The following is a 25,104-nucleotide window of genomic DNA, read 5'->3' as shown; positions in this document are numbered from 1 at the left end:
GCTGCGTATCAATCAAGTAAAGCGAAGGTACACCATCAATGTGACCTACGGATGTCGTTACTTGTACTCAACCTCGGTGATCTCGTAGTCCACCTCACCACCGGGGGTGTGCACGGTGACTTCGTCATCCAATTGCTTGCCAATCAGGGCACGGGCAATTGGAGAGTTTACGGAGATCATGTTCTGTTTTAGGTCCGCCTCGTCGTCACCCACAATTTGGTAGGTCACTTCGTCTTCGGTATCCAAGTTAAGCAGGGTCACGGTGGCACCGAAGATCACTTTGCCGTTGTTTGGCATCTTGGTGACATCGATAACCTGCACGTTGCTCAGCTTGGCTTCGATTTCCTGAATGCGGCCTTCGCAAAAACCTTGTTGCTCACGCGCAGCGTGGTACTCGGCATTTTCTTTTAAATCGCCATGCTCGCGGGCCTCAGCGATAGCATCGATAATTGCCGGGCGGCGCACGGTCTTCAGATGTTCCAGTTCCTCACGTAGCTGGTCAGCGCCACGCACGGTCATTGGGATTGCTTGCATAGTATTAACTCTTCATCGCTTACAGCGTTAAATCGCTTTGAACAGAAAAAGCTACCTATATGGCAGCACTAAAGACAGAAAAAAAACTGGCCATCTAATGATAGCCAGCGTTTTTTAAATCTTATCTTCTTAAGATCTTGTCTTCAGTGTAACCCGAAATGACAAAAGCGTGAAGCCTTGGCCATTTCGGTCAGGAAAGCGGGCTCTCCTTACTTCATACGCTGATGCAGCTCTTGTACTGAAGTCACCACGCCACGGTCATCGGCCGAGTGGGCCTGACAGGTCGCGAATGCGCCATTCAGGGTAGTGGTGTAGTTCACCTTGTAACGCAGGGCTGCGCGACGTAGCTGACGCGAGTCTTCGATAGACTGGCGGCCTTCGGTGGTGTTTACCACGTAGGCGTACTCGCCGTTCTTCATGCGGTCAAGGATGTGTGGACGACCTTCGTGCACCTTGTTCACCAAGCGAGGGTTGATACCCGCTTCGCCCAAGATAACGGCAGTACCGTGGGTTGCATCCAGCTCGTAGCCCAGCTCAACCAGCTTCTTAGCCAGCTCAGCAACGCGGTGCTTGTCTGAGTGACGAACCGAGAGCAGCGCACGGCCGCTCTTAGGACCATCGTTACCAATGCCCAGCTCAGCTTTAGCGTAGGCTTCAGCGAAGGTATCACCGACGCCCATTACCTCACCGGTAGAGCGCATCTCTGGGCCCAAGATTGGGTCAACACCCGGGAACTTGTTAAACGGCAGTACCACTTCTTTCACTGAGTAGAACGGTGGGATCACTTCTTTGGTGAAGCCCTGTTCTGCCAGAGTTTTACCGGCCATTACCCGCGCAGCAACCTTAGCGATTGGCACACCGGTGGCTTTCGATACGAACGGCACGGTACGCGCAGCACGTGGGTTCACTTCGATCAGGTAGATGTCATCGCCCTTAATCGCGAACTGCGTGTTCATCAGACCGATTACGCCCAGCTCCAGTGCCAAAGCACGTACTTGCTCGCGCAGACGATCTTGGATTTGCGGGCTCAGGGTGTAAGGAGGCAGTGAACAGGCAGAGTCACCAGAGTGAACACCAGCTTGCTCGATGTGCTCCATGATGCCGCCAATCACCACGTCTTTGCCGTCACAGATGGCGTCGATGTCCACTTCGATAGCGTCGTTCAGGAAGCTATCCAGCAGTACTGGAGATTCGTTAGATACGCTTACCGCTTCGTTGAAGTAGCGACGCAAGTCGACTTCGTCATAGACGATTTCCATGGCGCGACCACCCAGTACGTAAGACGGGCGAACTACCAGTGGGTAACCGATGCGCTCAGCGCTGCGTACCGCTTCTTCAACGGTAGTCACGGTGTCGTTCTCAGGCTGCTTCAGCTTGAGGCGGTCAACTGCTTGTTGGAAACGCTCACGGTCTTCGGCGCGGTCAATCGCATCCGGTGAAGTACCGATGATTGGCACACCAGCCGCTTCCAAGGCGCGAGCCAGTTTAAGCGGGGTTTGACCACCGTATTGAACAATCACGCCCTTAGGCTGCTCAACGCGGACGATTTCCAGTACGTCTTCCAGGGTTACTGGCTCGAAGTACAGGCGGTCTGAGGTGTCGTAGTCAGTCGATACGGTCTCTGGGTTACAGTTAACCATGATGGTCTCGTAACCGTCTTCGCGCATCGCCAGAGCGGCGTGTACACAGCAGTAGTCGAACTCGATGCCTTGACCGATACGGTTCGGGCCACCGCCCAATACCATGATCTTGTCTTTATCAGACGGGTTGGCTTCACACTCTTCGTCGTAGCTTGAGTACATGTAGGCGGTGTCGGTTGCGAATTCCGCGGCACAGGTATCTACACGCTTGTACACCGGCAGAATGTTCAGACGTTGACGCAGCTTGCGCAGCTCGCCTTCAGATACACCAGTAAGCTCTGCCAGACGCGCATCGGCAAAACCTTTACGCTTCAGCTTGCGCAGGAAGTCTTCATCCAACGAGGCCACGCCGCCTTCAGCAACTTGGTTCTCCAGTTGGATAAGCTCTTCGATTTGCACCAGGAACCAGAAATCAATCTTGGTCAGGTTGAAGATGTCTTGCACGCTTAGGCCTGCACGGAAGGCATCGGCGATGTACCAGATACGCTCGGCGCCCACGTTCTGCAACTCATGACGGATGGTGTCCATCGCGTCCGCTGCATTCAGGTCTACGATTGGGTCGAAGCCATTGGCGCCTACTTCCAGACCACGCAGGGCCTTTTGCAGCGACTCTTGTTGGTTACGGCCGATAGCCATTACCTCACCCACCGACTTCATCTGAGTGGTCAGACGGTCGTTAGCGCCGGCAAACTTCTCGAAGTTAAAGCGTGGGATCTTGGTCACTACATAGTCGATAGACGGCTCGAACGACGCCGGGGTGCGACCACCGGTGATGTCGTTTTGCAGCTCATCAAGGGTGAAGCCCACCGCCAGCTTGGCAGCAATTTTTGCAATCGGGAAACCGGTCGCTTTCGAGGCCAGAGCAGACGAGCGAGAAACACGTGGGTTCATCTCGATGATAACCATACGGCCGTCGTTCGGGTTCACACCAAACTGTACGTTAGAGCCACCGGTTTCTACGCCAATCTCGCGCAGTACCGCCAGCGATGCGTTACGCATCAGCTGATACTCTTTGTCAGACAGGGTTTGCGCAGGCGCAACGGTGATTGAGTCACCGGTGTGGACACCCATTGGGTCGAAGTTTTCGATAGAACATACGATGATGCAGTTGTCGTTCTTATCGCGAACCACTTCCATCTCGTACTCTTTCCAGCCAATCAGGCTCTCGTCAATCAACAGCTCGTTGGTTGGCGACAGGTCCAGACCGCGGGTACAGATCTCATCGAACTCTTCTTTGTTGTAGGCGATACCACCGCCGCTACCACCCATGGTGAAAGACGGACGGATAATACATGGGAAGCCAACTTGGTCGAGTACGCCGTAAGCTTCTTCCATGTTGTGGGCGATACCTGCACGCGGACACTCAAGGCCGATGCTCTTCATCGCTTCGTCGAAGCGGTGACGGTCTTCGGCTTTGTCGATGGCATCCGCGGTAGCGCCGATCATCTCAACCTTGTACTTCTCAAGAACGCCCTCGCGCTCCAGATCCAAAGCACAGTTCAGTGCAGTCTGGCCACCCATGGTAGGCAGTACCGCATCTGGGCGCTCTTTAGCAATAATCTTTTCAACCACTTCCCAGTGGATTGGCTCGATGTAAGTTGCATCAGCCATCTCTGGGTCGGTCATGATGGTCGCTGGGTTCGAGTTCACCAGGATTACCCGGTAACCTTCTTCGCGCAGCGCCTTACAGGCTTGAGCACCTGAGTAGTCAAACTCACAGGCCTGGCCGATAACAATCGGGCCTGCGCCCAAAATCAGAATGCTTTTTATGTCGTTACGTTTTGGCATAGGTCTCAGTGCTCCCGATTAAGCTTGGCCGTTACGGCGAGCTTCAATCAGCTCAATAAAGTGGTCAAACAAAGGTGCGGCATCGTGCGGACCCGGGCTCGCTTCAGGATGACCCTGGAAGCTAAACGCCGGCTTGTCGGTGCGATGGATGCCTTGCAGGCTTTGGTCGAACAGCGAGAAGTGAGTCGCTTCCAGGTTCGCAGGCAGGGTGTCGCCATCTACCGCGAAGCCGTGGTTCTGAGCGGTGATCATCACCTTGTCAGCCTTGATGTCTTTCACCGGGTGGTTACCACCGTGGTGACCGAACTTCATCTTCACGGTGTTAGCACCGCTGGCCAGAGCCAGGATTTGGTGGCCCAGGCAGATGCCGAATACTGGAATGTCGGTCTCAAGGAAGGTCTTCACCGCCTCAATGGCGTAGTCACATGGCTCTGGGTCGCCAGGGCCGTTAGACAGGAAGATGCCGTCTGGGTTGAGTGCCAATACCTCTTCAGCAGAGGTTTGAGCTGGCACCACAGTCAGCTTACAGCCGCGGTCTACCAACATGCGCAGGATGTTACGCTTCACGCCGAAGTCGTAAGCCACCACATGGAACGGCAGGTCGCTGCTGTTTTCTGGTAATCCGTCGAGCAGATCCCAAGTGCCCTGAGTCCATGGGTACGCGTCACTCACAGTGACTTCTTTTGCCAAGTCCATGCCTTTCAGACCAGGGAAGGCTTTCGCTTCCGCCAGTGCTTTTGCTTCATCCAAGTCGGCGCCAGCCACGATGCAACCCGCTTGCGCACCTTTCTCACGCAGGATACGGGTCAGCTTGCGGGTATCGATATCGGCAATACCCACCACGTTGCGGGCTTTCAGATATTCGCTGAGGCTTTGTTGGCTGCGGAAATTGCTCGCTACCAGAGGCAGGTCGCGGATCACCAAACCACAAGCGTGGATATCAGTCGACTCTTCGTCTTCTGAGGTGGTTCCGTAGTTTCCAATATGGGGGTAAGTAAGGGTGACGATCTGGCGGGCGTATGAAGGGTCGGTAAGAATTTCTTGGTATCCGGTCATGGACGTGTTGAAAACAACTTCACCAACGGAACATCCGTCGGCTCCAATCGCAGTACCTTTAAACACAGTACCGTCTTCTAATACCAGCAGCGCTGAATTGCTCAAGGCAACCTCCTAAACAAAGAGATGTCGAGACACGACAAAGCTGAACTAAGGGCGAATTTAGCTCAGAAATGTGAAATTTTGGCAAATTCCGCGCATTTTATAGGAGAACAGAGTTGAGGTCTACGGATTCTTTTAGAAAGTTACTAAAACAGGCGTTTAAAGATGATTCGACCATAAAGGGCCTATTTCTGAAAGAATTTATATGGAAGGCAGGTCTGCAGAGATAGGTGTTTGAGCGCGATCAAATCGCCGCGGGATTTCCCTTAGCCAACTAGCGAAAACGCCACGTCGCGTCTAGGATTCGAGGAACGAGGTAACAAGGATTGTTATGGATAAGAAGCCACTCTATGGCCTGTTGTCGGCGGTATTAATGCTGATATGTGCCACTGGCCAAGCGGCCATCGTCAACAATAATCACCTGTATCAGCTCTCGGAAGTGATACTTTTGCAGCTCGACAGCCTGCAAGCCCCTGCAGCGGGCGATGCCGACGATCTGCTGGTATCAGATAAACTTGCTACCAATCTGGTATTCAAGAGCCAGCAGCTACTTCGCCTGTCGCAAACCTTAGCTCAACAGCAGGGCAAATCCGCCGCAGCGGATATCGAGATACCGATGCGCGCCTTTCGCCCTCGCGATGTTCAGCCCTACCTGCAGGCGCTGTCTGACCAGCTGGTCGCCTTGGGCGGAACATTGCCTGATGAGCAGCCCACTCGCCCACTGGGCAAAAACAGTAATGACATCTACAAGCAGTTACTGCTGATTGAACCTCGACTGAGAGAACTGCTCAATCAAGATATTGCACTGCAACAGGCGGCCGCTAGCGTAAGTCAGGTGCGCAACAGTTTACTGGACGTTGCTCAGGCCAAATCACTTTCTTTAAAACTCGGCAACCCGCCTGCAGCACCCAGTGATGTCAATCTGACCGAGACCCACCTGCTGGCCTTCCAGTGCTTTCACTTAATGGAACGCTTACTGCGCGAACTTGGCATCGAGCCCACCGATCCCGGGCACTTTCCGGTTGGCGATAGCAGCAGTGCCCAGTTAGCCGACACCTTGGTAAACATGCAAAGCGAGCTGCACCGCGCCAAAACCATGCTGCAACTAGAATCGGCCGCAGCCCCGTCAGAGCAAGAGAGCAGCAGTCTGAGCAGCCTCTATTCCACGCTAGAGCAGTTGCGCGATGCCCTGTACATGATGCTACACGGAGGAAGCCTGTCATGATGCAGCTAAGCCTCACCAAAAAAATCGCCGCCATCCCGCTGGCCATGCTGATACTGCTGGCGCTGATGATGGGCTTGAACACCTGGTCGGTGCATCAGGTCGAGCTGCATACCGAAGCCTTTACCGAACAAGTCGAGCCGCGCGCCCGGTTAGCCAGTCAGCTGTCCAGCAATGCCTTAGAGCGCCTCAGCGCCCAACAAAACTACCGTTTGGCAATGGACCCGGCGGCGCTTCAGCAATATCAGCAGCTCAGCGCTACCGCCAATCAGCTGCTAAGCGATCCCCAGTTAGAGGCCTTTCCGCAAGCCAGCCAGATAGCCTCGAATAGCCGTTACCTCGACCAGTACTTTATCGACGACTTAGTACCGCTGCGCCAACAGCTGCAGCAGACCCAACAGCGGATTCTCGAGCAAGTGGTGCCACTGGCGCTAGAGCGGGTATTCCAGATCAACGCCTCGCTGGATATCAACACCGCAGGGCGTTTACCTGGGCTCACCGTGTACTTTGCCAATCACCTACAGGCTGCCACCATCGCCCTGATGGACCATCTCGGCCAGCATGAACGACACAGCAAAGAGCGTTTTTACATGGAGCTGTTTGGCTCGCAAAACGCCTTGTTTGACCTGCAGGCAGGGCTTAAGCGTGAACACCAACAACAGCAGATCCAACATGTGGCCGAGTTGCTCGGCGAATATGTTGAGCTGGCGAACCTGAGTTTTGAGCTGCTCGAAGAGCTACAGCTGCTCAACGAAGAGCTGCTGCAACCCTCCGCCCAACAGGTGGTCAACAGCGCTGAGCTCAGTCAGCAGCAGATGTGGCAACAACTACGCGACTCCAGCCAGCTGATCGACCAACGTCTTGAGCAAACCCGCTGGCAGAACCTGATCTTTGGCGTGATTATCGCCTTGGTCTCACTGCTTATCGCCGCGCTGGTCATCAGGCTGATCCGCTCGCCGGTGATTAAGATGGTGGCCGCGATGAAAGACATCGCCCAAGGCGAAGGCGACCTGACCCAACGCCTCGATATTCGCGGTCGCGATGAGCTGGCACAATTGGCCGAAGCGTTTAACCAGTTTATCTCGCTGCTACAAAGCACCGTACAACAAGTGAATGCCAGTACCTTAGAGCTGGAGCAGGCGGCCCGCAGCCTGGAAAACCACGCTGGTCGCAGCGAGCAGCAGGCCAACCAACAACAGGCCGCGGTGCAAAACGTGAATCAGCATGTGGCCCAGCTCTCCGCGCGCTTCGCCGAAGTACTGGAGCATGTCACCAGTGCCAATCAATCGGCCGAAGCGATCAGTGATGCCTCGCACCAAGGGCGCCAGCTCACCGACAGCAATAGTGAACTGCTGGCTCGCTTGGTCGCACTAATCGAAGCCTCAGTGGACGATATGCAGCAGCTGGTGAACAACAGTCGCGACGCCAGCAAGGTGCTGGAGGTCATCGATGGGATCGCCGAGCAAACCAACCTGCTGGCACTCAATGCCGCCATCGAAGCCGCCCGCGCTGGTGAGCAAGGCCGCGGCTTTGCCGTGGTGGCTGACGAGGTGCGTAACCTGGCACGCAAGACCCAAGACTCCACCGAGCAGATCGAACAGATGATGGGCAGCTTGGTCAATGGCGCTCAACACAGTGAATCTCAGATGGTGGACAGTAAACAACAAGCGGGAGACAGCTCTGAGGCGATGGGCGAGATGCGCCAATCGGTGATTGCCACCCATGAACTGGTTAGCACCATTAGCGAGCTGCTACGCGAGATCTCCCACAGCTGCGACCAACAAGGACGGATCACCGATACCGTGGTGGAAGATATGCAGCGTATCGAGGCCTCGTCCAGCGAAGCGCTGCAGCTGACCAGCGATACCGCCGAGCAAGCCAAACTGGTCGCCTCACTTGGCGCCAGTATCAAGCGGCGCATGGCCCAATTCAAGGCCTAAGCTCAAGGCCTGAGTACAGGCCTGATATTCAGGCATAAAAAAGCCGGGCATTTGCGCCCGGCAATAGTCAAAGGCTAGTTTGACCGTACTACTTTCGTTAATACAACGAGAGGCTTACTACGAAAGGGTCACGACAACCTTGTTGTCACTGCCTTGCGCTTGCGCAGGCACCACTTGCCCGGCAATCTCTTGGCCGTTCACCTCAACCTTACTCACCTTGGTAGCCTCAGGGCTTTGGCGAATAAACTCGATGTTGTAGCTAGCACCACGGAACTGACGCTTGATCGCGTTCAGGCTAAAGTCGGCCGGCAGACATGGGTCAATCAACAGACCTTTGTAGCTCGGCTTGACACCCAAGATGTGCTCGGCAATGGTGTGGAAGTTCCACGCCGCGGTGCCGGTTAGCCATGAGTTCTTCGCTTCACCCGGTTTGAAGGCCTCTTTACCAGCAATCATCTGGGCGTACACATAAGGTTCGGTTTTGTGCAGCTCAATCTTGTCATCCTGATAAGCCGGTGCGATCTTGGTGTAGTACTCCCAGGCTTTTTGCGGACGACCCAGCTTCGTCTCGGCAATCATGATCCACGGGTTGTTATGACAGAAGATACCACCGTTCTCTTTGTAGCCTTGCGGGTAGGTAGAGATCTCGCCGAGGTTAATCTTGTACTCGGTGTAGGCCGGATACAGCAGCGACACCCCGTAGTCACAAGAAAGGTGCTCTTCAACCGAATTAAGCGCCGCTTCCGCTTTACCGTCTTCCAAGCCAACCCCTGCCATAACACAGAAGCCCTGAGATTCGATGAAGATCTGGCCTTCGTCGCACTCTTTACTACCGACTTTATCGCCAGCCGCATCGTAGGCGCGCAGGAACCACTCGCCATCCCAGCCGTGCTGTTTAATCGCATCAGACATGCGCGCGATTTCAGTCAGTGCGCGATCCGCTTCGGCGTTGTCGCCCACTTCTTTGCACAGCTCAGCGTAATCTTGACCAAAGTAGACAAACATACCGGCGATCATCACCGACTCGGCAACCTTACCATCACCTTTGTTCTCGGTGGTTTGGAAGGACTCGTTCGGGTCTTTCGAGAAGCAGTTCAGGTTCAGGCAGTCGTTCCAGTCAGCGCGACCAATCAGTGGTAGGCCGTGTGGACCTAACTTGTTGATCACATGGTTGAACGAGGCCTTCAGGTGCGCCAGCAGGGTGCCGGTGTTGTTCTCGTCGTTGTTGAACGGTACTTGCACGTCAAGGATCGAGAAGTCGCCGGTTTCCTTGGTGTACTGGGTAACCGATTGGATTAGCCACAGCGGGTCATCGTTAAAGTTACCGCCAATCGCTGCGTTACCGCGCTTGGTCAGTGGCTGGTACTGGTGATAGGCAGAGCCATCTTCAAACTGGGTGGCGGCAATATCCAGGATACGCTGGCGTGCACGCTCCGGCTCCAGATGAATCACACCAATCAAGTCTTGGTTAGAGTCGCGGAAGCCCATGCCACGGCCAATGCCTGACTCGAAGAACGAGGCGCTACGGGAGAAGTTAAAGGTCACCATACACTGGTATTGGTTCCACACGTTCACCATGCGGTTCAGGCGCTCATCGCTAGAATCAACCACGTAGTTGTCCAGGCGATCGCTCCAGTAGTCGGTCACGCCCTGCAGCGCCGCTTTGGCCTGCTCAGGGGTGGCGTAACGGGCAATCACTTCTTTCGCACCGGTTTTGTTGATAACCGCTTTCGACTCCCACTTGTCGTCTTCCGCGTTCTCTTGGTAGCCCAGCACAAATACCAACTCTCGCTCTTCACCGGCTGCCAGTTCGATCTCCAAGCAGTGTGAGGCGATCGGCGACCAACCGTGAGCAATCGAGTTTTGGTTCTCATTGGCGTACACCACGTCTGGGTGGTCAAAGCCGTTTGCGTTGCCCAAGAAGGTGTCACGGTCGGTTTCAAAACCGGCCAATGGCGCATTTACCGAGTAGAACGCGTAGTGATTACGACGCTCGCGGTACTCGGTCTTGTGATAAATCACCGAGTCTTCTACCTCAACCTCACCGGTTGAGAAGTTACGCTGGAAGTTAGCGCCATCGTCTTCGGCGTTCCACAAACACCATTCAACAAAGGAGTAGAGCTTGAAGGTTTTGCTCTGATCAGTGGTGTTCTTCAAACGAACGATCTGTACTTCGGCGTTCTCACCCATTGGGATGAAGTAGGTCACAGCCGCGCTCAAGCCCTGCTTTTGACCTTCGATGGTGGAGTAACCCAAGCCGTGACGACACTCGTAGCTATCTAGGTCGGTGCGGGCCGGCTTCCAAGCAGGCGACCACACACAGCCACCGTCGTTGATGTAGAAATACTTACCGCCACTGTCCACTGGCACATTGTTGTAGCGGAAACGGGTCAGACGACGGAACTTAGCGTCTTTATAGAAGCTGTAACCACCCGCGGTATTCGACAGCAGACTGAAAAACTCGTCGTTACCCAAGTAGTTAATCCAAGGGTAAGGGGTCTTCGGGGTGTTAATCACATATTCGCGACGTTGGTCGTCAAAGTAACCTAGGCTCATGTTCACACTCTTCGCTTAAGTAAAAAATTCAAGTCGCTGCTCGCGCAGCCGACTCGTGAATTGTTGGGAGGGCCTAATCGGCCAACACCAGAGAAATATTGCTAAAGGCTATGTGGGCCGCGTCTTCACAGCGCAGGCGCCAAACCTTGTTGTTCACTTCCAGGCTGCGTAGCGAGTCATCCAGCGCGACCCGGATGCTATGCCATTGGCCATCGGCTTGTTGCAGTTGCTCGGAGATGTCAAAGCGATACTGCCCCCACCCCATCAGCTCCAGTTCTACCCACACCGGCGCTTGCGGCGCTTGCTCGAGCTTCACATCGATGCAGAACTCAAGCGCCTTGCCACTCGCCCACGGCAGTGGCATCAAGCCCGGTAGCACTTCCAGAGTCAGCTCGAAGGGCTCTTGGGCCTGCACCGCACGGGCGTCGTACTGGTGTTGGTAGTTAATCGGCTCGATATGACTGCCGGCTACATCCAGTGGCGAGCAGCCCGGTACCATCACCGCACGCTGTTGCGATTGCAGCGCCAGCGACAAGGGGTGGCTGATCTGCGCTTCACGGCCAAACAGCACGTATTCGGCCACATCGATGGCGAACTCGCGGCTGTCTAACTCCAGACGCGGGGTCTCTTGAGCGCTTTGATAACTCAGGCCAAAACCCAGTGGGTATAGCGCTGCTTGCTCGCGGGTATCAATCTCGTTGGCCGGAGAGGCAAAGTCCGGGATATGGGTCGCCGGATGATTCAGGGCAAAGGCGTCTTTTTGCGCCGGCCAGCTAAAGCTGAGGCGCCCCTGAAAATCGTGTTGCATCTGCTCTTGGTGATCGCGGAATAGCACATCGACGATACCCCCCCCCTGAGTGCCCGGCAGCCACGCCGCCACAAAGGCCTGCGAGTGGTTGATAAGATCGGTGCAATACAGCGGGCGACCGCTGAACATCACCGTCACCACCGGGTGGCCAGCGGCGCTTAGGCGGGCGATGGTCTGGGCATCTTGGTTATTGCTCGGATGCAAGCTGCTGAAATCTAGCGTCTGCCCTGCTTTGATATCGCCATACATCTCGGCGTAGCTTTGCTCACCGATCACTACTACGGCCACACAGCCTTTCGGGGCCTGCGCTTCGTCGCGGATCAGCTGCTCACCGAGGTAGCCGGTTAAGGCGCAATCCAGGGTCTGCGCGCCCGGGAAATCAGACACCGCGATATCATCACCCTGCCAACTCAGGCTCCAGCCGCCACATTGTTTGCTGATGCTATCGGCACCGCTACCGGTCAGCAGCACCGCTTGGTTGGGAGATAGTGGCAGCAACGACTGGTTGTTCTTTAGTAGTACCAGTGATTTACGAACCGCCTCGCGCGCCAGTTGTTGGTGTGCATCGCTACCTAGTAGCTGTGGCTGATTGGCATATTCGCGCTGCTGAGGCGATGGCTTATCCCACAGGCCAGCACGCAGCTTGACTCGCAGAATACGGCGTACCGCATCATCAATCCGGCTCTCATCGATCAGCCCAGCCTCTACATCGCGCTGCAGGTTAGTCAGACAAGCCTTCCAGTCGCTGCGTGCGGTTACCATCAACACGTCAACGCCAGCGTTTACCGTATGCCGAGCATCTTGCATGCTAGAGCCGCTTACTTCGCTGTGGCCGTTCCAATCGGAGATGACCAGCCCATCGAAGCCCATCTTGTCTTTGAGCACATCGCTGAGCAGATAACGGCTACCGTGGATCTTGCCGTTGTACTGGCAATCGATATTAGACGGCGCATAGTTGTTGCTGTGATCCCAGGAGTTGAACGAGGCCATCACCGCCTGCACGCCAGCATTTAGCGCGCTGACATAGCCAAGGCCATGGATATTCAGTAGCTGCTCTTCGCTGTAGCGGTTAATCCCACGGTCGACACCGTGTTCGGTCCCGCCATCACCGATAAAATGCTTAGCAGTGGCCACTACCCGGCGCTCACCGGCTAGCTGCTCGGTATCGCCTTGGATACCCTCTACCATGGCGGCGGCGTAGTGATACACCAGCCCAGGGTCTTCCGAGTAACCTTCATAAACCCGGCCCCAGCGGTAGTCGCGCGGCGTGGCCACGGTGGGGGCGAAGGTCCAATCAATGCCAGTGGCGGCCACTTCTGCCGAGGTAGCCACCCCGATACGACGGATCAGATCCACATCCTGGGCTGCGCCCAGACCGATGTTATGCGGGAAGATGGTGGCGCGAAACACGTTGTTGTGGCCATGCACCGCATCGCTGCCCCAGATAAACGGGATGCGAAAGCCGCGCCCCTGCCAGGCCGCTTCATTGGCCTGGTAGTACTGCTCAGCCGCCTCAACCCAAGCCTCTACCGGTGCGTACTTGTCGTTGCCCGGCCAGCTACCACCGCCGTTTAGCAAGGAGCCAAGCTTATACTCGGTCACTTCTTGGGGGGTCACGTCGGTCAGGTTGGGCTGGAGCATCTGGCCCAGTTTTTCCTGCAAACTTAGCTGGGCGAGGATCTGCTCAATCTGCTGCTCTTGCGCCGCATTAGGGGCAATCTGGCTGCGGATCTCTGGCCACTCGGCAAAGTATGGGGTGGAGTCCATAAGGCTCATTAACAACTCTCAAATAGCGATATAGCAATGGCCTCATTCTACAAAAATGCGTTTTTGGGAGCGCGTCCAAAAACGGGGTTAATTGGGAGCAGACTCACAAGACATGAAACCGCCGATGAAACTGCAAGCATGATGGATTGCATGGCGTTGGGGTGGGAGAAGTTAAGCGTGTTTTAGAGCCGATTCTCTCGCCAACATCACCTGTTTACGCTGCTCTCCCCAGCGGTAGCCACCCACGACACCGCTGGCGCGGATCACCCGGTGGCAAGGGATCAGATAGGCCAGTTGGTTACGCCCTACCGCATTGGCGACTGCGCGACTAGCAGTGGGCCGTCCCAGCTGCTGGGCCAGCTGCTGATAGGAGTAGCGCTCCCCGAAAGGGATTTTTAGCAGGGCTTGCCATACCTGTACCTGAAAGTTACTGCCCTTAACCCACAGATGCAGCGCCCGAGGCTGTTCGCTGGGCGTGAAGATCTGCTCAGCGAGCGCTTGCATGGGCTTTATCACCAAGTTCGCCTTCGGCCAGGCCGCACGCAAACTCTGCAAGGGATCGCTGTCATCCTCGACAAAGCCCATATGACAGATGCCCCGCTCGGTGGTGGCAATCAGCACTTGGCCAAAAGGACTAGTAGCGACGCCATAGCCAATCTCAAGGCCCTCGCCCTGCGACTTGGCTTGCTCAGGGGTGACAGCCTCTAACGTCACGTAGAGGTCATAGAGGCGGGAGGGCCCACTCAGTCCCAAGTCGCCAGCTAACTCTAACTGAGACTGCGAGCGGGCTAGGCAATGCTTGGCATGTTGCAGGGTGCAGTACTGCATAAAACGCTTTGGCGAGAGCCCCACCCACTGGCTAAACAGTCGCTGCAAGTGATACTCGCTCATTGCCATCTCAGAGGCGAGCTGCTGCAAGCTAGGTTTAGTGCTGTAATGGCTAACTAAGTAGTCCACCGCTTGGCTGATTCGCTGGTAATCTCGATTTTGCATATCACAGGGCTAGGATTAACTGGTTTACTCACTTTACGCCACAGAGCGGGTAAGCTCGACCTGAATCTTGCTCAATACTCGTTTACTGCGGGCTTTGCTTTTGCTGCAGCAAAGGCGCGTTTTCCACCTGACAGTTTGTTACACAGAAGTCCTCACATATGACAGGCATTTGATATACACTCTGCGCCATCATTTCCCTCTCTAGGACATCATCGCGTGATCAAACTGAGTGCCGCTCCCTGGATTGCCAGCTTTAATGCTGGTTTGTTTTTCCTTTGGGGTATCTTCCTGCCGTTCTGGTCGCTGTGGCTGGAGGGGGAAGGCATGTCGGTATCGGCGATTGGTATCCTGTTGGGCGCAGGTATGCTCACCCGGGCCTTGGGCAGCATGTTGCTGATGCCACTGGCCAAACGCTCCGAGCAGCTGCCACCGCTACTCAGTTGGGTGGCGTTTGCATCGCTGGCCGTGCTCACCGCCTTTCTGTTTCTTAATAACTACTTCTGGCTGTGCCTGCTCACGCTCACACTCAACTTCTTTGTGGCTACCATGATCCCGGTGAGCGATGCCATCGCAACCCGCTGGGTTAGCCGCTTGGGGATCGATTATGGCCGGGCGCGGGTATCCGGCTCGGTGGCATTTATTATCTCATCTTCGCTGATGGGCATCGTGCTTAGCCGCTATGGCACACCGAGTATTCTCTATGCTGCGATTGGTGCAGCGCTGCTCACGCTGCTGCTTAGCTGGGTTGCACGCGCTGATTCACTGGAAGATGATGCAAGCCCAGTCGCAGACGCTCAACCGAAAGGACGGCTTTTCAAGGTGCTGGCCGACTCCAACGCCCGCCGCTTTATATTGGCTACAGCACTTATCCAAGGCGCTCACGCCGCCTACTACGCCTATGGCTCGCTGTATTTCCGGGATATCGGCTTTAGCGATGCCAGCATTGGCTACTTGTGGTCGGTGGGGGTGATCTGTGAGATGTCGATTATGATCTTCGGCATGCGCTGGTTCCGTAGCTGGTCACCACTGCGCATGCTGATTCTGGCCGCTATCGCCGGGGCAATACGATGGGCATTGGTGGCCACGGTGGATAACGTGGTGCTAATGGGGCTGACTCAAAGCATGCATGCACTGACTTTTGCACTGGCCCAGATCGCGGTGATTCGCTATATCGCCCACGAGGCCCCTGCCTCTCAAGCGATCTCCTTACAAGCGCTCTACTCGGCGTTATCGCTGAACCTGGGCACTGCGCTGCTGACCTTCCTGTGTGGCGCTTTGTATGCCGATATCAGCGGCAACATCTTCTGGATCATGGCAGGCTTAAACCTGCTGGCCATTCCCCTACTGGCAAAAAAAACCGCCCCTAAAGGAGCGGTTTAGTCACCTAATTGGCGTTAGCAGCCTAAAACAGGAAGTTAATGCCAACAAAGGGGCCGCTGTAGCTTTCGCGATGTAGCGGCGCCTTCATATCTTCCCACTGATAGCCGCCGGTTACTCGAAACTCCGGGAACTCAGTGAAGCGGTAGCTTAAGCCAGCGCGATATTGCTCGCGTTGGTACTTCTCATCATGCAGTGGGTACAGCGCATCCGCCATCACGCCAAAGTTCATAAACGGCAGGCGCCAGTTAACTCGGGCGGTCGCCGCTAGCTGCTCGCCACCGTCGGTACCGGCCAGCCATTTGTGGTCGGCGCTCCAGTTCTCGTAAGCCAAGCCCCAGTCAACCCGGAGGTTGGCCGCGTCAAACAGGCGGTAGAACAGCTCAAGGTTGTAGCTTGAGCCATCGAACACATTCCCTTGATCACGCTTAGTCATCCCTGCAGCTACGTTAGGAATGATGGGCAAGGCATGCCAGAATCTCAGGCTTGCATCGCCTTGCCAGTCGGATGATGAGCCAGAGGTGTTGGCCCAAGAGCCTTCTAGCTCAACTTCAAACAAGCTGGCTTGAGCGCCCAGCACCACCGAAAACAGCCCTAAAGCCAAAACAGTTTTTTTCATAAAAAGCAGCAGTAGATAAATTTTTCGGCACTTTAACATAAAGAGCTAAAATATAAACACCAAGCAGCTTTTAATGTCATTTTTAATTCACAATGCAGAATTATGACCCACCTAAGCCGATAGCTTAGATAAGTCACTCATGGCTAGAAACGCAGGTTCACACCCATAAACGGTCCACTGCGGTCGTTCTTCGCCCAGCGAGTCTTAAGCTCCTCCCACTGAAAGCCGGCGTTAAAAGTCAGCTGCGGATGCTCGTTAAAACGGTAACTCAGGCCCACGCGCCATTGCTCGCGTTTGAAGTCTTCGTGGGTGAGCGGGTATTGCATATCGGCCATTACCCCCAGATTAGAAGCAGGGAACAGCCAGCTAAAGCGTCCCGAGGCATAGAGCTGCTCGCCGCTACCGACGCCAGCCAAGTGTTTCTTGTCGGCGTTCCAGCGCTCATAGGCCAGACCTAAGTCCAGCTCCCAGGCAAACGACTCCACCAGGTTGTAGAACAACTCGAACTGCACGCGGCTACCATCGAAGGCATCGCCTTGTGAGCGATTGGCAGCGGTGATACCCACATTAGGGAATAGCGGAATACCGTGGCGCAGGCGGGCAGACATATCGCCCTGCCAACTAGAGCTTGAGCTGGAGGTGCTAGCCAAGTTGCCATCAAGTTCAAGGGTCAATGCGTGCGCTGGCACAACAGTACTGGCGCCAAGCAGCAGCGCACTACAAAGAAGTTTTTTCATCTTAGATACCAAAAGGATAAATAATGCGCAGGCATTTTGGCATATTCAGCTAAATGAACCTACCCCGACCTCTGAAAATATCGAAGGTATAAAAAAAGCCAGTCATAAAGACTGGCTTCTAAAGAATGCTTTTCAATACTTAGGCGTTGCCGCTAGCCGCGTTTTTCTCGGCTTGTATGCGCATATAAATCTCTTCGCGGTGAACCGATACTTCTTTTGGCGCATTAACACCGATACGTACTTGGTTGCCTTTAACACCCAATACAGTAACGGTAACTTCATCACCAATCATTAACGTTTCGCCAACGCGGCGAGTCAAAATAAGCATCAACTATCTCCTTAAATTAAACGGTCGCTCTTTTACCGCATACAAAGCCGCTTTTCTTTGATCACAAATAAACTATAGCGCTAAGCCTAGTTACTTTGTAAAAAAGAGCTAACTATGATTGTTCCAGGCCAAAGGCGCTGTGTAGAGCCCTTACCCCTAGTTCTAGATATTTTTCATCAACAACCACTGACACTTTGATTTCAGAGGTTGAGATAAGTTGCATGTTAATTCCTTCATTTCCGAAGGTTTCGAACATGGTTTTCGCAACGCCGGGATGATTCATCATGCCCACGCCAACGATGGAAATCTTTGCAAGATCCTCACGACCTTGAACTTCGCGCGCTTCTAACTTCTGGGCGGTTTCTTGCAACAAAAGCTTAGCACGCTTGTAATCATTACGGTGCACGGTAAAGGTAAAATCAGCGGTGCCATCGCCCATGGAGTTCTGAATAATCATATCCACGTCGATGTTCGCGTCACCAATCGGCGCCAGAATCGAGGCCGCAACCGATGGCTTATCCGGAACCCCAAGAATAGTTAAGCTTGCCTCGTCTCTATTAAAGGCAATGCCTGAGATAACCGGTGATTCCATCTTTTGCTCCTCGTAACTAATTAGGGTTCCTTCACCTTCGTCGAAACTCGACAATACCCGCAGCGGTACATTGTACTTACCTGCAAACTCTACCGCGCGAATTTGCAATACCTTGGCCCCCAAGCTGGCCATCTCCAGCATTTCCTCAAAGGTAATGCTTTTCAAACGGCGCGCCTTGGGCTCGACCCGAGGGTCGGTGGTATAGACGCCATCCACGTCGGTGTAGATCTGACACTCATCGGCTTTCACCGCTGCGGCAATGGCTACCGCGGTGGTATCCGAGCCACCACGACCCAAGGTGGTGATGTGGTTATCTGGAGAGCGGCCCTGAAAGCCTGCCACCACTACAACCTTACCCTGATCCAACTCACGACGCAGATTTTTATCATCGATATCGGTGATACGCGCTTTGCCGTGGGCATCGTCGGTGTGCATGCGCACCTGATCGCCGGTCATCGATACCGCGTTACAGCCCTTTTGCTGCAGTGCAATACTCAATAAGGCAATGGTGACCTGCTCGCCGGTGGATACCAGTACGTCTTTTTCGCGCTCACTGGCATTTTCGTCCAGCTCGTTCGCCATACCCAATAAACGGTTGGTTTCGCCAGACATGGCCGAAACCACGACAACTACCTGATGGCCAGCTTGTTGAGTGCGGATCACCCGGTCAGCAACCGCTTGGATCCGCTCTAATGTCCCAACTGAGGTGCCACCATACTTCTGTACGATAAGTGCCACTGTCTCTCCTTAGGTTCCCTGTTCTTAAAATCTACTACAGCTGTTGGCTTAACCACTCACGAGCGGCATCCAATGCACTCGCCAAGTTTTCAGGTTGGCTACCGCCAGCCTGGGCCATATCAGGGCGACCGCCGCCCTTACCGCCGACTTCTTTAGCTGCCACGTTAACCAGCTCACCGGCTTTCACTTTACCAGTTAGGTCTTTGGTCACACCGGCAATCAGGTTGACCTTGCCTTCACCCGCCACACCCAACAGGATAATGCCGCTCTCAAGCTTCACTTTCAGGTCATCCATGGTGGTGCGCAAGGCTTTTGGCTCAACCCCTTCTAGCGCAGAAACCAGCACCTTCACACCGCCAAGCTCTTGAACTTGGCTTAGGATGTCGCCGCTAGCAGCTTTGGCCAGCTTGGCTTTAAGCTGCTCAACTTCTTTTTCCAGCAGTCGGGTGCGATCAATCGCGCTGCGCACACCTTTAATTACCGAGAATTGGTCGGTCTTCAGGATTGACGCAGCTTGCTCCACCTCTTCGCCTACCTTGTGCATCAGGTCGATGGCGTACTGGCCGGTAACTGCTTCGATACGGCGCACCCCAGCAGCAATGCCTGATTCGGCAGTAATCTTGAAGAAGCCGATGTCACCGGTGCGGGTTACATGGGTACCGCCACACAGCTCAGTGGAGAAGTCGCCCATCTTCACAACGCGAACGTCATCGTCGTACTTCTCGCCAAACAGCGCCATCGCGCCGCTTTGCTTGGCTTCATCCAGGGTCATAACCGCAGTTTCTACCGGCCAGTTACGACGGATTTGCTGGTTTACCAAGTGCTCAATCTGACGGATAGACTTGGTGCTCACCGCTTCTAGATGAGAGAAGTCAAAACGCAGACGTTGCGCTTCAACCAACGAGCCTTTCTGGGTCACGTGCTCGCCCAAAGTCTGGCGCAATGCGGCGTGCAGCAAGTGAGTGACCGAGTGGTTCAGCGCGGTATTCCAGCGACGACGTGAATCAACGCGGGCTTCTACCTCAGCACCAACGCTTAGCTCGCCACCTTCCAGGTAGCCCATGTGGACAAAGGCTTTGCCGTTTTTCACGGTGTTTTGCACCACAAAACGGCCATTGGCCAATGCCAGCTCGCCGTGGTCACCAGCCTGACCGCCTGACTCGGCGTAGAACGGGGTTTGATCAAGCACCACCAGCAGCTCATCGCCACTTGCCGCTTGCTCAACCGCTTCACCGTCTTTGTACAGTGCAACCACTTGGCCCTTGGCATCTAGCTCGGTGTAACCCAAGAAGCGAGTCTCGCCATCGATGACCAAGTTCGCGTTGTAATCTACGCCGAAGTTGCTGTTTTGCTTAGCGCGCTCGCGCTGTGCTTGCATGGCTGCTTCAAAGCCGGCTTCGTCGATGCTCAGCTCACGCTCACGGGCCAAGTCGCCAGTAAGGTCAGCCGGGAAGCCGTAGGTGTCGTACAGCTTGAAGACCAGCTCGCCCGGGATAACCTTGCCATTTAGCTCGCTTAGCGCTTCGTCAAGGATTTGCAGGCCGCGATCAAGGGTCTTACCGAACTGCTCTTCTTCCAGACGCAGTACTTTTTCGATCATGGCACGCTGGGTAACCAGCTCTGGATAGGCCTCGCCCATCTCTTTAATCAGCGCCACAACCAGCTTATTGAAGAAGCCTTCGCTTGCGCCCAGCTTGTTACCGTGACGCACGGCGCGGCGAATGATGCGGCGCAATACATAGCCACGGCCTTCGTTGGATGGCATCACGCCATCGGCAATCAGGAACGAGCAAGAGCGGATGTGGTCAGCAATCACGCGCAGTGATTTGTTGTCCAGATCGGTAGTGCCGATGATTTCCGCTGCCGCTTTAATCAGGTTTTGGAAGATGTCGATCTCATAGTTTGAGTGCACGCCCTGCAAGATAGCGGCGATACGCTCAAGGCCCATACCGGTATCTACCGATGGGTTTGGCAGCGGCTCCATGGTGCCGTCGGCGTGACGGTTAAACTGCATGAATACCACGTTCCAGATCTCGATGAAGCGGTCGCCATCTTCTTCAGGGCTACCCGGAGGTCCACCCCAGATGTGGTCGCCGTGGTCGTAGAAGATCTCGGTACACGGACCACACGGGCCGGTGTCACCCATCTGCCAGAAGTTATCTGACTCATAGGGCTTGTCTTCCGACTTGTCGCCAATGCGGATTACTCGATCAGCAGGCACGCCCACTTGTTTGGTCCAGATATCGAAGGCTTCGTCATCGGTTTGGTAGACGGTCACCAACAGGCGGTCTTTCGGCAGACCCGCCACTTCGGTGAGGAACTCCCACGCGTAGTTGATGGCGTCTTGCTTGAAGTAATCACCAAAGCTGAAGTTACCCAGCATTTCAAAGAAGGTGTGGTGACGTGCGGTGTAACCGACGTTTTCCAGGTCGTTGTGCTTACCCCCGGCGCGAACACAGCGCTGTGAGGTAGTCGCGCGATTGTAGGCGCGCTTATCAGAGCCCAGGAATACATCCTTGAACTGGTTCATCCCTGCGTTGGTGAACAACAGCGTAGGATCGTCGTGGGGAACCAAAGAACTACTGGCAACAACCTGGTGACCTTTCTGCTCAAAATAGCTTAAGAAGGCATTGCGGAGCTCAGCTGACGTCATCTTCATGAAATTGAGTCCTATAACGGCGAAGGTTAATAAACTGCGAAAAATAGCAGTTAAAACGGCTTAACCAACGATATCGTGTGAAACTGAAAAATATCCGGACAATATAGCACGCACTAGAGTGCATAAAAAGCCCAATCAGCACTGGGCTCACGCCTGATTTTACGCGCTCACTCGCCGTCTTCGGATGTCACTTCCTGATAGAGGATGTTAATCAGGTCAGAGGCGAAGCCGCGGCGGTACAAATAGGCCGAAACCTTGCTCCGTTGTTGCCAGTTTTTAAGGTCGCTTGCCGTGTACTTGCGGTGAAAGGCCTTTTCTAGCGCTGCATACCAATCCCAGTCAGGCTCAGCGACAATCTCGCTGGCAAGGTTGGCGGCTATCCCTTTGCTTTGCAGGTACATGCTTGCCCGTTTCGGGCCATAGGCTTTGGAGAACTGGGAACGAACCAGTTGCTCGGCGTAGATGCGATCGTTTAGCCAACCGTTCTCGATGGCATAGTCGCAGGCCAACTGGGCTTGCTCGTCGGAAAAGTCTTTAGTGAGGAGTTTTTGGAAGAGCTGCTGCTCGCTGTAGTTGCGGCGAGACAGCAGTTGCATGGCGGCGGAAACCGCCGCCTTTGGGGTAGTCATCAGACTTAAGCGTCTTGCTCTGGTTGTTCAGCCACTGGCGCTTCGACTTCTTCTGGCTCTTCTTGGCTAACGGCCAGCAGGTTTGCACGAAGGGTGGTTTCGATTTCGTTGGCGATCTCAGGATGCTCGCTCAGGAATTTACAAGCGTTGGCCTTACCTTGACCAATCTTGTTCCCTTTGTAGGAGAACCACGCGCCAGCTTTATCAACTAACTTCTCTTTTACGCCCAAATCGACCAGCTCACCCATACGGTTGAAGCCTTCGCCGTACATGATTTGGAATTCAGCTTGCTTAAACGGCGGTGCAATCTTGTTCTTAACAACCTTCACGCGGGTTTCGTTACCCACGACTTCATCGCCCTGCTTCACCGCACCGATACGGCGGATATCCAGACGAACCGAGGCGTAGAACTTCAGCGCGTTACCACCGGTGGTGGTCTCTGGGTTACCAAACATCACACCAATCTTCATACGAATTTGGTTAATGAAGATACACATACAGTTGGTTTGCTTGAGGGTCGCGGTCAGCTTACGCAATGCTTGCGACATCAGACGTGCTTGCAGACCAACGTGGCTGTCGCCCATCTCACCTTCGATCTCAGCTTTTGGCGTCAGTGCTGCCACCGAGTCGATAACGATCAGGTCAACCGCGCCAGAGCGAGCCAGCATGTCGGTAATTTCCAGCGCTTGCTCACCGGTATCTGGCTGCGATACCAGCAGGTTGTCGACGTCTACACCCAGCTTTTTCGCATAGACCGGGTCAAGGGCGTGCTCGGCGTCTACGAAGGCACAGGTTTTACCGGCCTTTTGCGCTTGCGCAATCGCTTCCAGAGTCAGGGTGGTTTTACCCGAGCTCTCTGGACCATAGATCTCAACAATACGGCCCATTGGTAGACCGCCCGCACCCAAGGCGATATCGATAGACAGCGAACCGGTAGAGACGGTTTCGATATCCATGGTGCGGTTATCGCCCAGCTTCATAATGGAGCCTTTACCAAATTGCTTTTCAATCTGCCCAAGAGCAGCGGCTAAGGCCTTCTGTTTGTTTTGATCCATGTTGCCCTCAACGGTGCGAATTCGTGTAGTAACTGTTGAGCACAGTATACTGGATGTTCATACAGTATCAATACCTGTATAGGAAATTTTCAGCAGCGTATTGCAAGCCAACGATTTCTCAGTTATCCAAGTGCTGACAGGCCCCCCCAACATTCGCTCCCCCACCCATAACAACAATAATTACTGTTGTATCAATCGACTGCTTGATTCATGATGCCGCCTCACACTACCCCATTGAAAATACAACGATAAGAGGAGCCAACCCCACCTATGAACACTGGCGTATTTGATAGAGGTTACACCCGAGGTAAACAGCTAAGTGCATCGATGTACAATGCTGCGATTGGATTGGTCCTGCTTTGGGGCTTCGCGATTAACTGGTGGATGGTAACCAACATCTCTCCTGAAGCAGTGTTAAGTATCCACCCGCTGCTCTTTTTTGGGGGGTATTTTGTAAGCTGCATTGGCGGCGTTATGTTGTTCACTAACTCTGAAACACCGCTGATCAGCTTTATTGGTTACAACATGGTCGTGGTGCCTTTTGGCTTAGTACTGAACGTTTTTGTGGCCGACTTTGATCCTATGCTGATTGCCGAAGCTGTTCGCGTCACTGCATCGGTTACCTTATTGATGATGATTTTGGGCACCTTGTTCCCACGCTTCTTTCAAGGCATAGCGGGAGCGCTGACGATAGCCCTGCTGATGGTGATTGTCGTTGAGATGATTGAAGCGATCTTCTTTGGTCGTCACCGAGGCATCATGGATTGGATTGTAGTAGTGATTTTCTGCGGATATATCGGAGTGGACTGGGGGCGCGCTAACCGTATCCCTAAAACCCTGGATAACGCTATCGACAGTGCCGCGGCCCTGTATATGGATATTATTAACCTGTTCATCCGTATTTTGTCGATACTCGGTCGCCGGAAGTAACTCCGATTTAATACGAACAAAAGCAACACCCAGAAAGGAAACTAGATGTCCTCCCGTTTCAACCATTCATCCACCGATGAGTCATTGGCCCACTCACCCACACTCGCTAAGCGAGCGAAGAAACCAAGATTTTTTAAAACCGCGAAAGCCGAGCATACAACGATTGGATTACCTTCAGCAGGTTTTCATCTGCTGATCGGTACGCTCAGCATGTTGTTCTTAAGCCTTAACTATTGGGCGATAGCCCACCATGAAGCGGCGTACCAGTCGCTCATTGCGCACTTCGGCGGACACCTGATTTGGATGCTCCCCTTGTTGTTAGCGACCACCTCCTTGGTTTTTCTGTTATTCGACCGCCCTTGGGTGAGCTTTTTGGCCAGTTTGGGAACGACGTTTATCAGCATCACTATTCTGCATATCTGCTCTTGGTTGTTTGAAGGTGAGGCACAATCCCTCCAGCTTCTCAGCGTACTGCTATGCGTTATTCCCTTGGTCACCTTCGTGGCACTGGCTAAGCCATCATGGTTTGGAAGCATTTCCCATGGAACGCTTTGCTGTGTTGCTGTGTTCTTCCTACTACTGGGAGCCCAGCTGATAGGGGGAATCTGGGAACTACATACCGGACTTTGGATCCTCGCTTTTCTGTGCTGTATTGCGATGGGGATATGCTGGGGGGGATACAGTGAAGGGGAAGCAACGCTCGACCGCGCAATCGATGCCGCTGGCTTGATTTTTTCCAGTTTCTTCTTGGCATTACTGTATCTGTTTTATGTTTTCTTCATCGGCGCATTCTTGAAAAATAGATACCAGCGCTAGGTTTTCCTTGCTCTCATCGAGATAAATCAGCGGGGCGAGCGGCGCTTTTTAGTTCACATCGACTCAATGTCCAGAGCTGCGGTTCTGGACTAAGTGGATAAGTGAGCGGGAAAGCCAACTCACCCCGTTTCTTCTCCCTCCGCCTCTTCGAAGCAGCTTTGCTAAATCCTGATTGCCTTTTGCTGCGCAACTCTTATCCTTGTTCCATCTCTTTTATC

Annotated in this window: 18 protein-coding genes; 5 read left to right on the top strand and 13 right to left on the bottom strand. The window is 54.0% G+C overall.

All coding sequences use genetic code 11. The annotated features are described in order from the left end of the window. Positions 1-57: 57 nt before the first annotated feature. The 3 genes from greA to carA all read right to left on the bottom strand — a co-directional run bounded on the left by greA (position 58) and on the right by carA (position 5,123). Positions 58-534, bottom strand: coding sequence for a transcription elongation factor GreA (greA, locus tag G461_RS0119125; protein ID WP_026973048.1), 477 nt, complete (start codon positions 532-534; stop codon positions 58-60). A 209-nt stretch (positions 535-743) separates the two neighbouring features. Beyond that, the gene (carB, locus tag G461_RS0119120; RefSeq protein ID WP_026973047.1) at positions 744-3,962 is read right to left on the bottom strand and encodes a carbamoyl-phosphate synthase large subunit; all 3,219 of its coding nucleotides are present in this window, start codon (positions 3,960-3,962) and stop codon (positions 744-746) included. Positions 3,963-3,980: 18 nt separating this feature from the next. Then, entirely contained in the window at positions 3,981-5,123 is a 1,143-nt protein-coding gene (carA, locus tag G461_RS0119115) for a glutamine-hydrolyzing carbamoyl-phosphate synthase small subunit (RefSeq protein ID WP_026973046.1), read from the bottom strand. 328 nt (positions 5,124-5,451) lie between these two features. On the opposite strand from carA, the gene G461_RS0119110 reads away from it, so the two are divergent. Both G461_RS0119110 and G461_RS0119105 read left to right on the top strand, forming a co-directional pair. Beyond that, positions 5,452-6,345: a hypothetical protein gene (locus tag G461_RS0119110; RefSeq protein ID WP_026973045.1), complete on the top strand. Its 894-nt coding sequence runs from the start codon at positions 5,452-5,454 to the stop codon at positions 6,343-6,345. Further along, positions 6,342-8,282 (top strand): methyl-accepting chemotaxis protein, encoded by a 1,941-nt coding sequence (locus G461_RS0119105; protein ID WP_026973044.1) that lies wholly within the window; start codon positions 6,342-6,344, stop codon positions 8,280-8,282. The genes G461_RS0119110 and G461_RS0119105 overlap by 4 nt, the downstream gene beginning before the upstream one ends. 117 nt (positions 8,283-8,399) lie before the next feature. Here the strand turns inward: G461_RS0119105 and G461_RS0119100 are convergent, their stop codons facing one another. From G461_RS0119100 to G461_RS0119090, 3 genes are all read right to left on the bottom strand, one after another. Beyond that, a complete protein-coding gene (locus G461_RS0119100) occupies positions 8,400-10,838 on the bottom strand; it encodes a glycoside hydrolase family 94 protein (protein WP_026973043.1) in 2,439 nt (812 codons plus the stop codon). 73 nt (positions 10,839-10,911) lie between these two features. After that, positions 10,912-13,413 carry a glycoside hydrolase family 3 protein gene (locus G461_RS24885; RefSeq protein WP_051333699.1) on the bottom strand — a complete coding sequence of 834 codons (2,502 nt, stop codon included), beginning with the start codon at positions 13,411-13,413 and terminating at the stop codon, positions 10,912-10,914. 171 nt (positions 13,414-13,584) lie between these two features. After that, the gene (locus G461_RS0119090; protein ID WP_026973042.1) at positions 13,585-14,406 is read right to left on the bottom strand and encodes a methylated-DNA--[protein]-cysteine S-methyltransferase; all 822 of its coding nucleotides are present in this window, start codon (positions 14,404-14,406) and stop codon (positions 13,585-13,587) included. A 216-nt stretch (positions 14,407-14,622) separates the two neighbouring features. Here G461_RS0119090 and G461_RS24880 point away from each other — a divergent pair, with 216 nt between their 5' ends. Then, on the top strand, positions 14,623-15,786 hold the full coding sequence (locus tag G461_RS24880; RefSeq protein WP_051333698.1) for a 3-phenylpropionate MFS transporter: 1,164 nt from the start codon (positions 14,623-14,625) through the stop codon (positions 15,784-15,786). 22 nt (positions 15,787-15,808) lie between these two features. Here G461_RS24880 and G461_RS0119080 read toward each other — a convergent pair whose 3' ends face one another. The 7 genes from G461_RS0119080 to recA all read right to left on the bottom strand — a co-directional run bounded on the left by G461_RS0119080 (position 15,809) and on the right by recA (position 23,140). After that, complete coding sequence (locus tag G461_RS0119080) at positions 15,809-16,402, bottom strand: porin family protein (protein ID WP_026973041.1); 594 nt, start codon at positions 16,400-16,402, stop codon at positions 15,809-15,811. Between the two features lie 143 nt (positions 16,403-16,545). Next, complete coding sequence (locus tag G461_RS0119075) at positions 16,546-17,139, bottom strand: porin family protein (RefSeq protein WP_026973040.1); 594 nt, start codon at positions 17,137-17,139, stop codon at positions 16,546-16,548. Between the two features lie 139 nt (positions 17,140-17,278). After that, the gene (gene csrA / locus G461_RS0119070) at positions 17,279-17,467 is read right to left on the bottom strand and encodes a carbon storage regulator CsrA (protein ID WP_026958533.1); all 189 of its coding nucleotides are present in this window, start codon (positions 17,465-17,467) and stop codon (positions 17,279-17,281) included. A 112-nt stretch (positions 17,468-17,579) separates the two neighbouring features. Beyond that, positions 17,580-18,797, bottom strand: a complete 1,218-nt coding sequence (locus tag G461_RS0119065; RefSeq protein WP_026973039.1) for an aspartate kinase — start codon at positions 18,795-18,797, stop codon at positions 17,580-17,582. Positions 18,798-18,831: 34 nt separating this feature from the next. Further along, on the bottom strand, positions 18,832-21,456 hold the full coding sequence (gene alaS, locus G461_RS0119060; RefSeq protein ID WP_026973038.1) for an alanine--tRNA ligase: 2,625 nt from the start codon (positions 21,454-21,456) through the stop codon (positions 18,832-18,834). A gap of 167 nt (positions 21,457-21,623) precedes the next feature. Next, entirely contained in the window at positions 21,624-22,085 is a 462-nt protein-coding gene (locus G461_RS0119055) for a regulatory protein RecX (protein WP_026973037.1), read from the bottom strand. Between the two features lie 5 nt (positions 22,086-22,090). Next, complete coding sequence (gene recA, locus G461_RS0119050; protein WP_026973036.1) at positions 22,091-23,140, bottom strand: recombinase RecA; 1,050 nt, start codon at positions 23,138-23,140, stop codon at positions 22,091-22,093. A 270-nt stretch (positions 23,141-23,410) separates the two neighbouring features. Between recA and G461_RS0119045 the strand changes: the two genes are divergently transcribed. Together G461_RS0119045 and G461_RS0119040 are read left to right on the top strand one after the other, a co-directional pair. Continuing rightward, a complete protein-coding gene (locus G461_RS0119045) occupies positions 23,411-24,070 on the top strand; it encodes a Bax inhibitor-1 family protein (protein WP_026958528.1) in 660 nt (219 codons plus the stop codon). Between the two features lie 45 nt (positions 24,071-24,115). Next, on the top strand, positions 24,116-24,886 hold the full coding sequence (locus G461_RS0119040; RefSeq protein WP_026973035.1) for a hypothetical protein: 771 nt from the start codon (positions 24,116-24,118) through the stop codon (positions 24,884-24,886). The last annotated feature ends 218 nt before the right edge of the window (positions 24,887-25,104 follow it).

This window comes from Aliagarivorans marinus DSM 23064 (genome assembly GCF_000429485.1).
GTDB lineage: Bacteria > Pseudomonadota > Gammaproteobacteria > Enterobacterales > Celerinatantimonadaceae > Aliagarivorans > Aliagarivorans marinus.
Note: the sequence above shows the minus strand (reverse complement) of the source record. Positions and strands in the feature narration are given on the sequence as shown.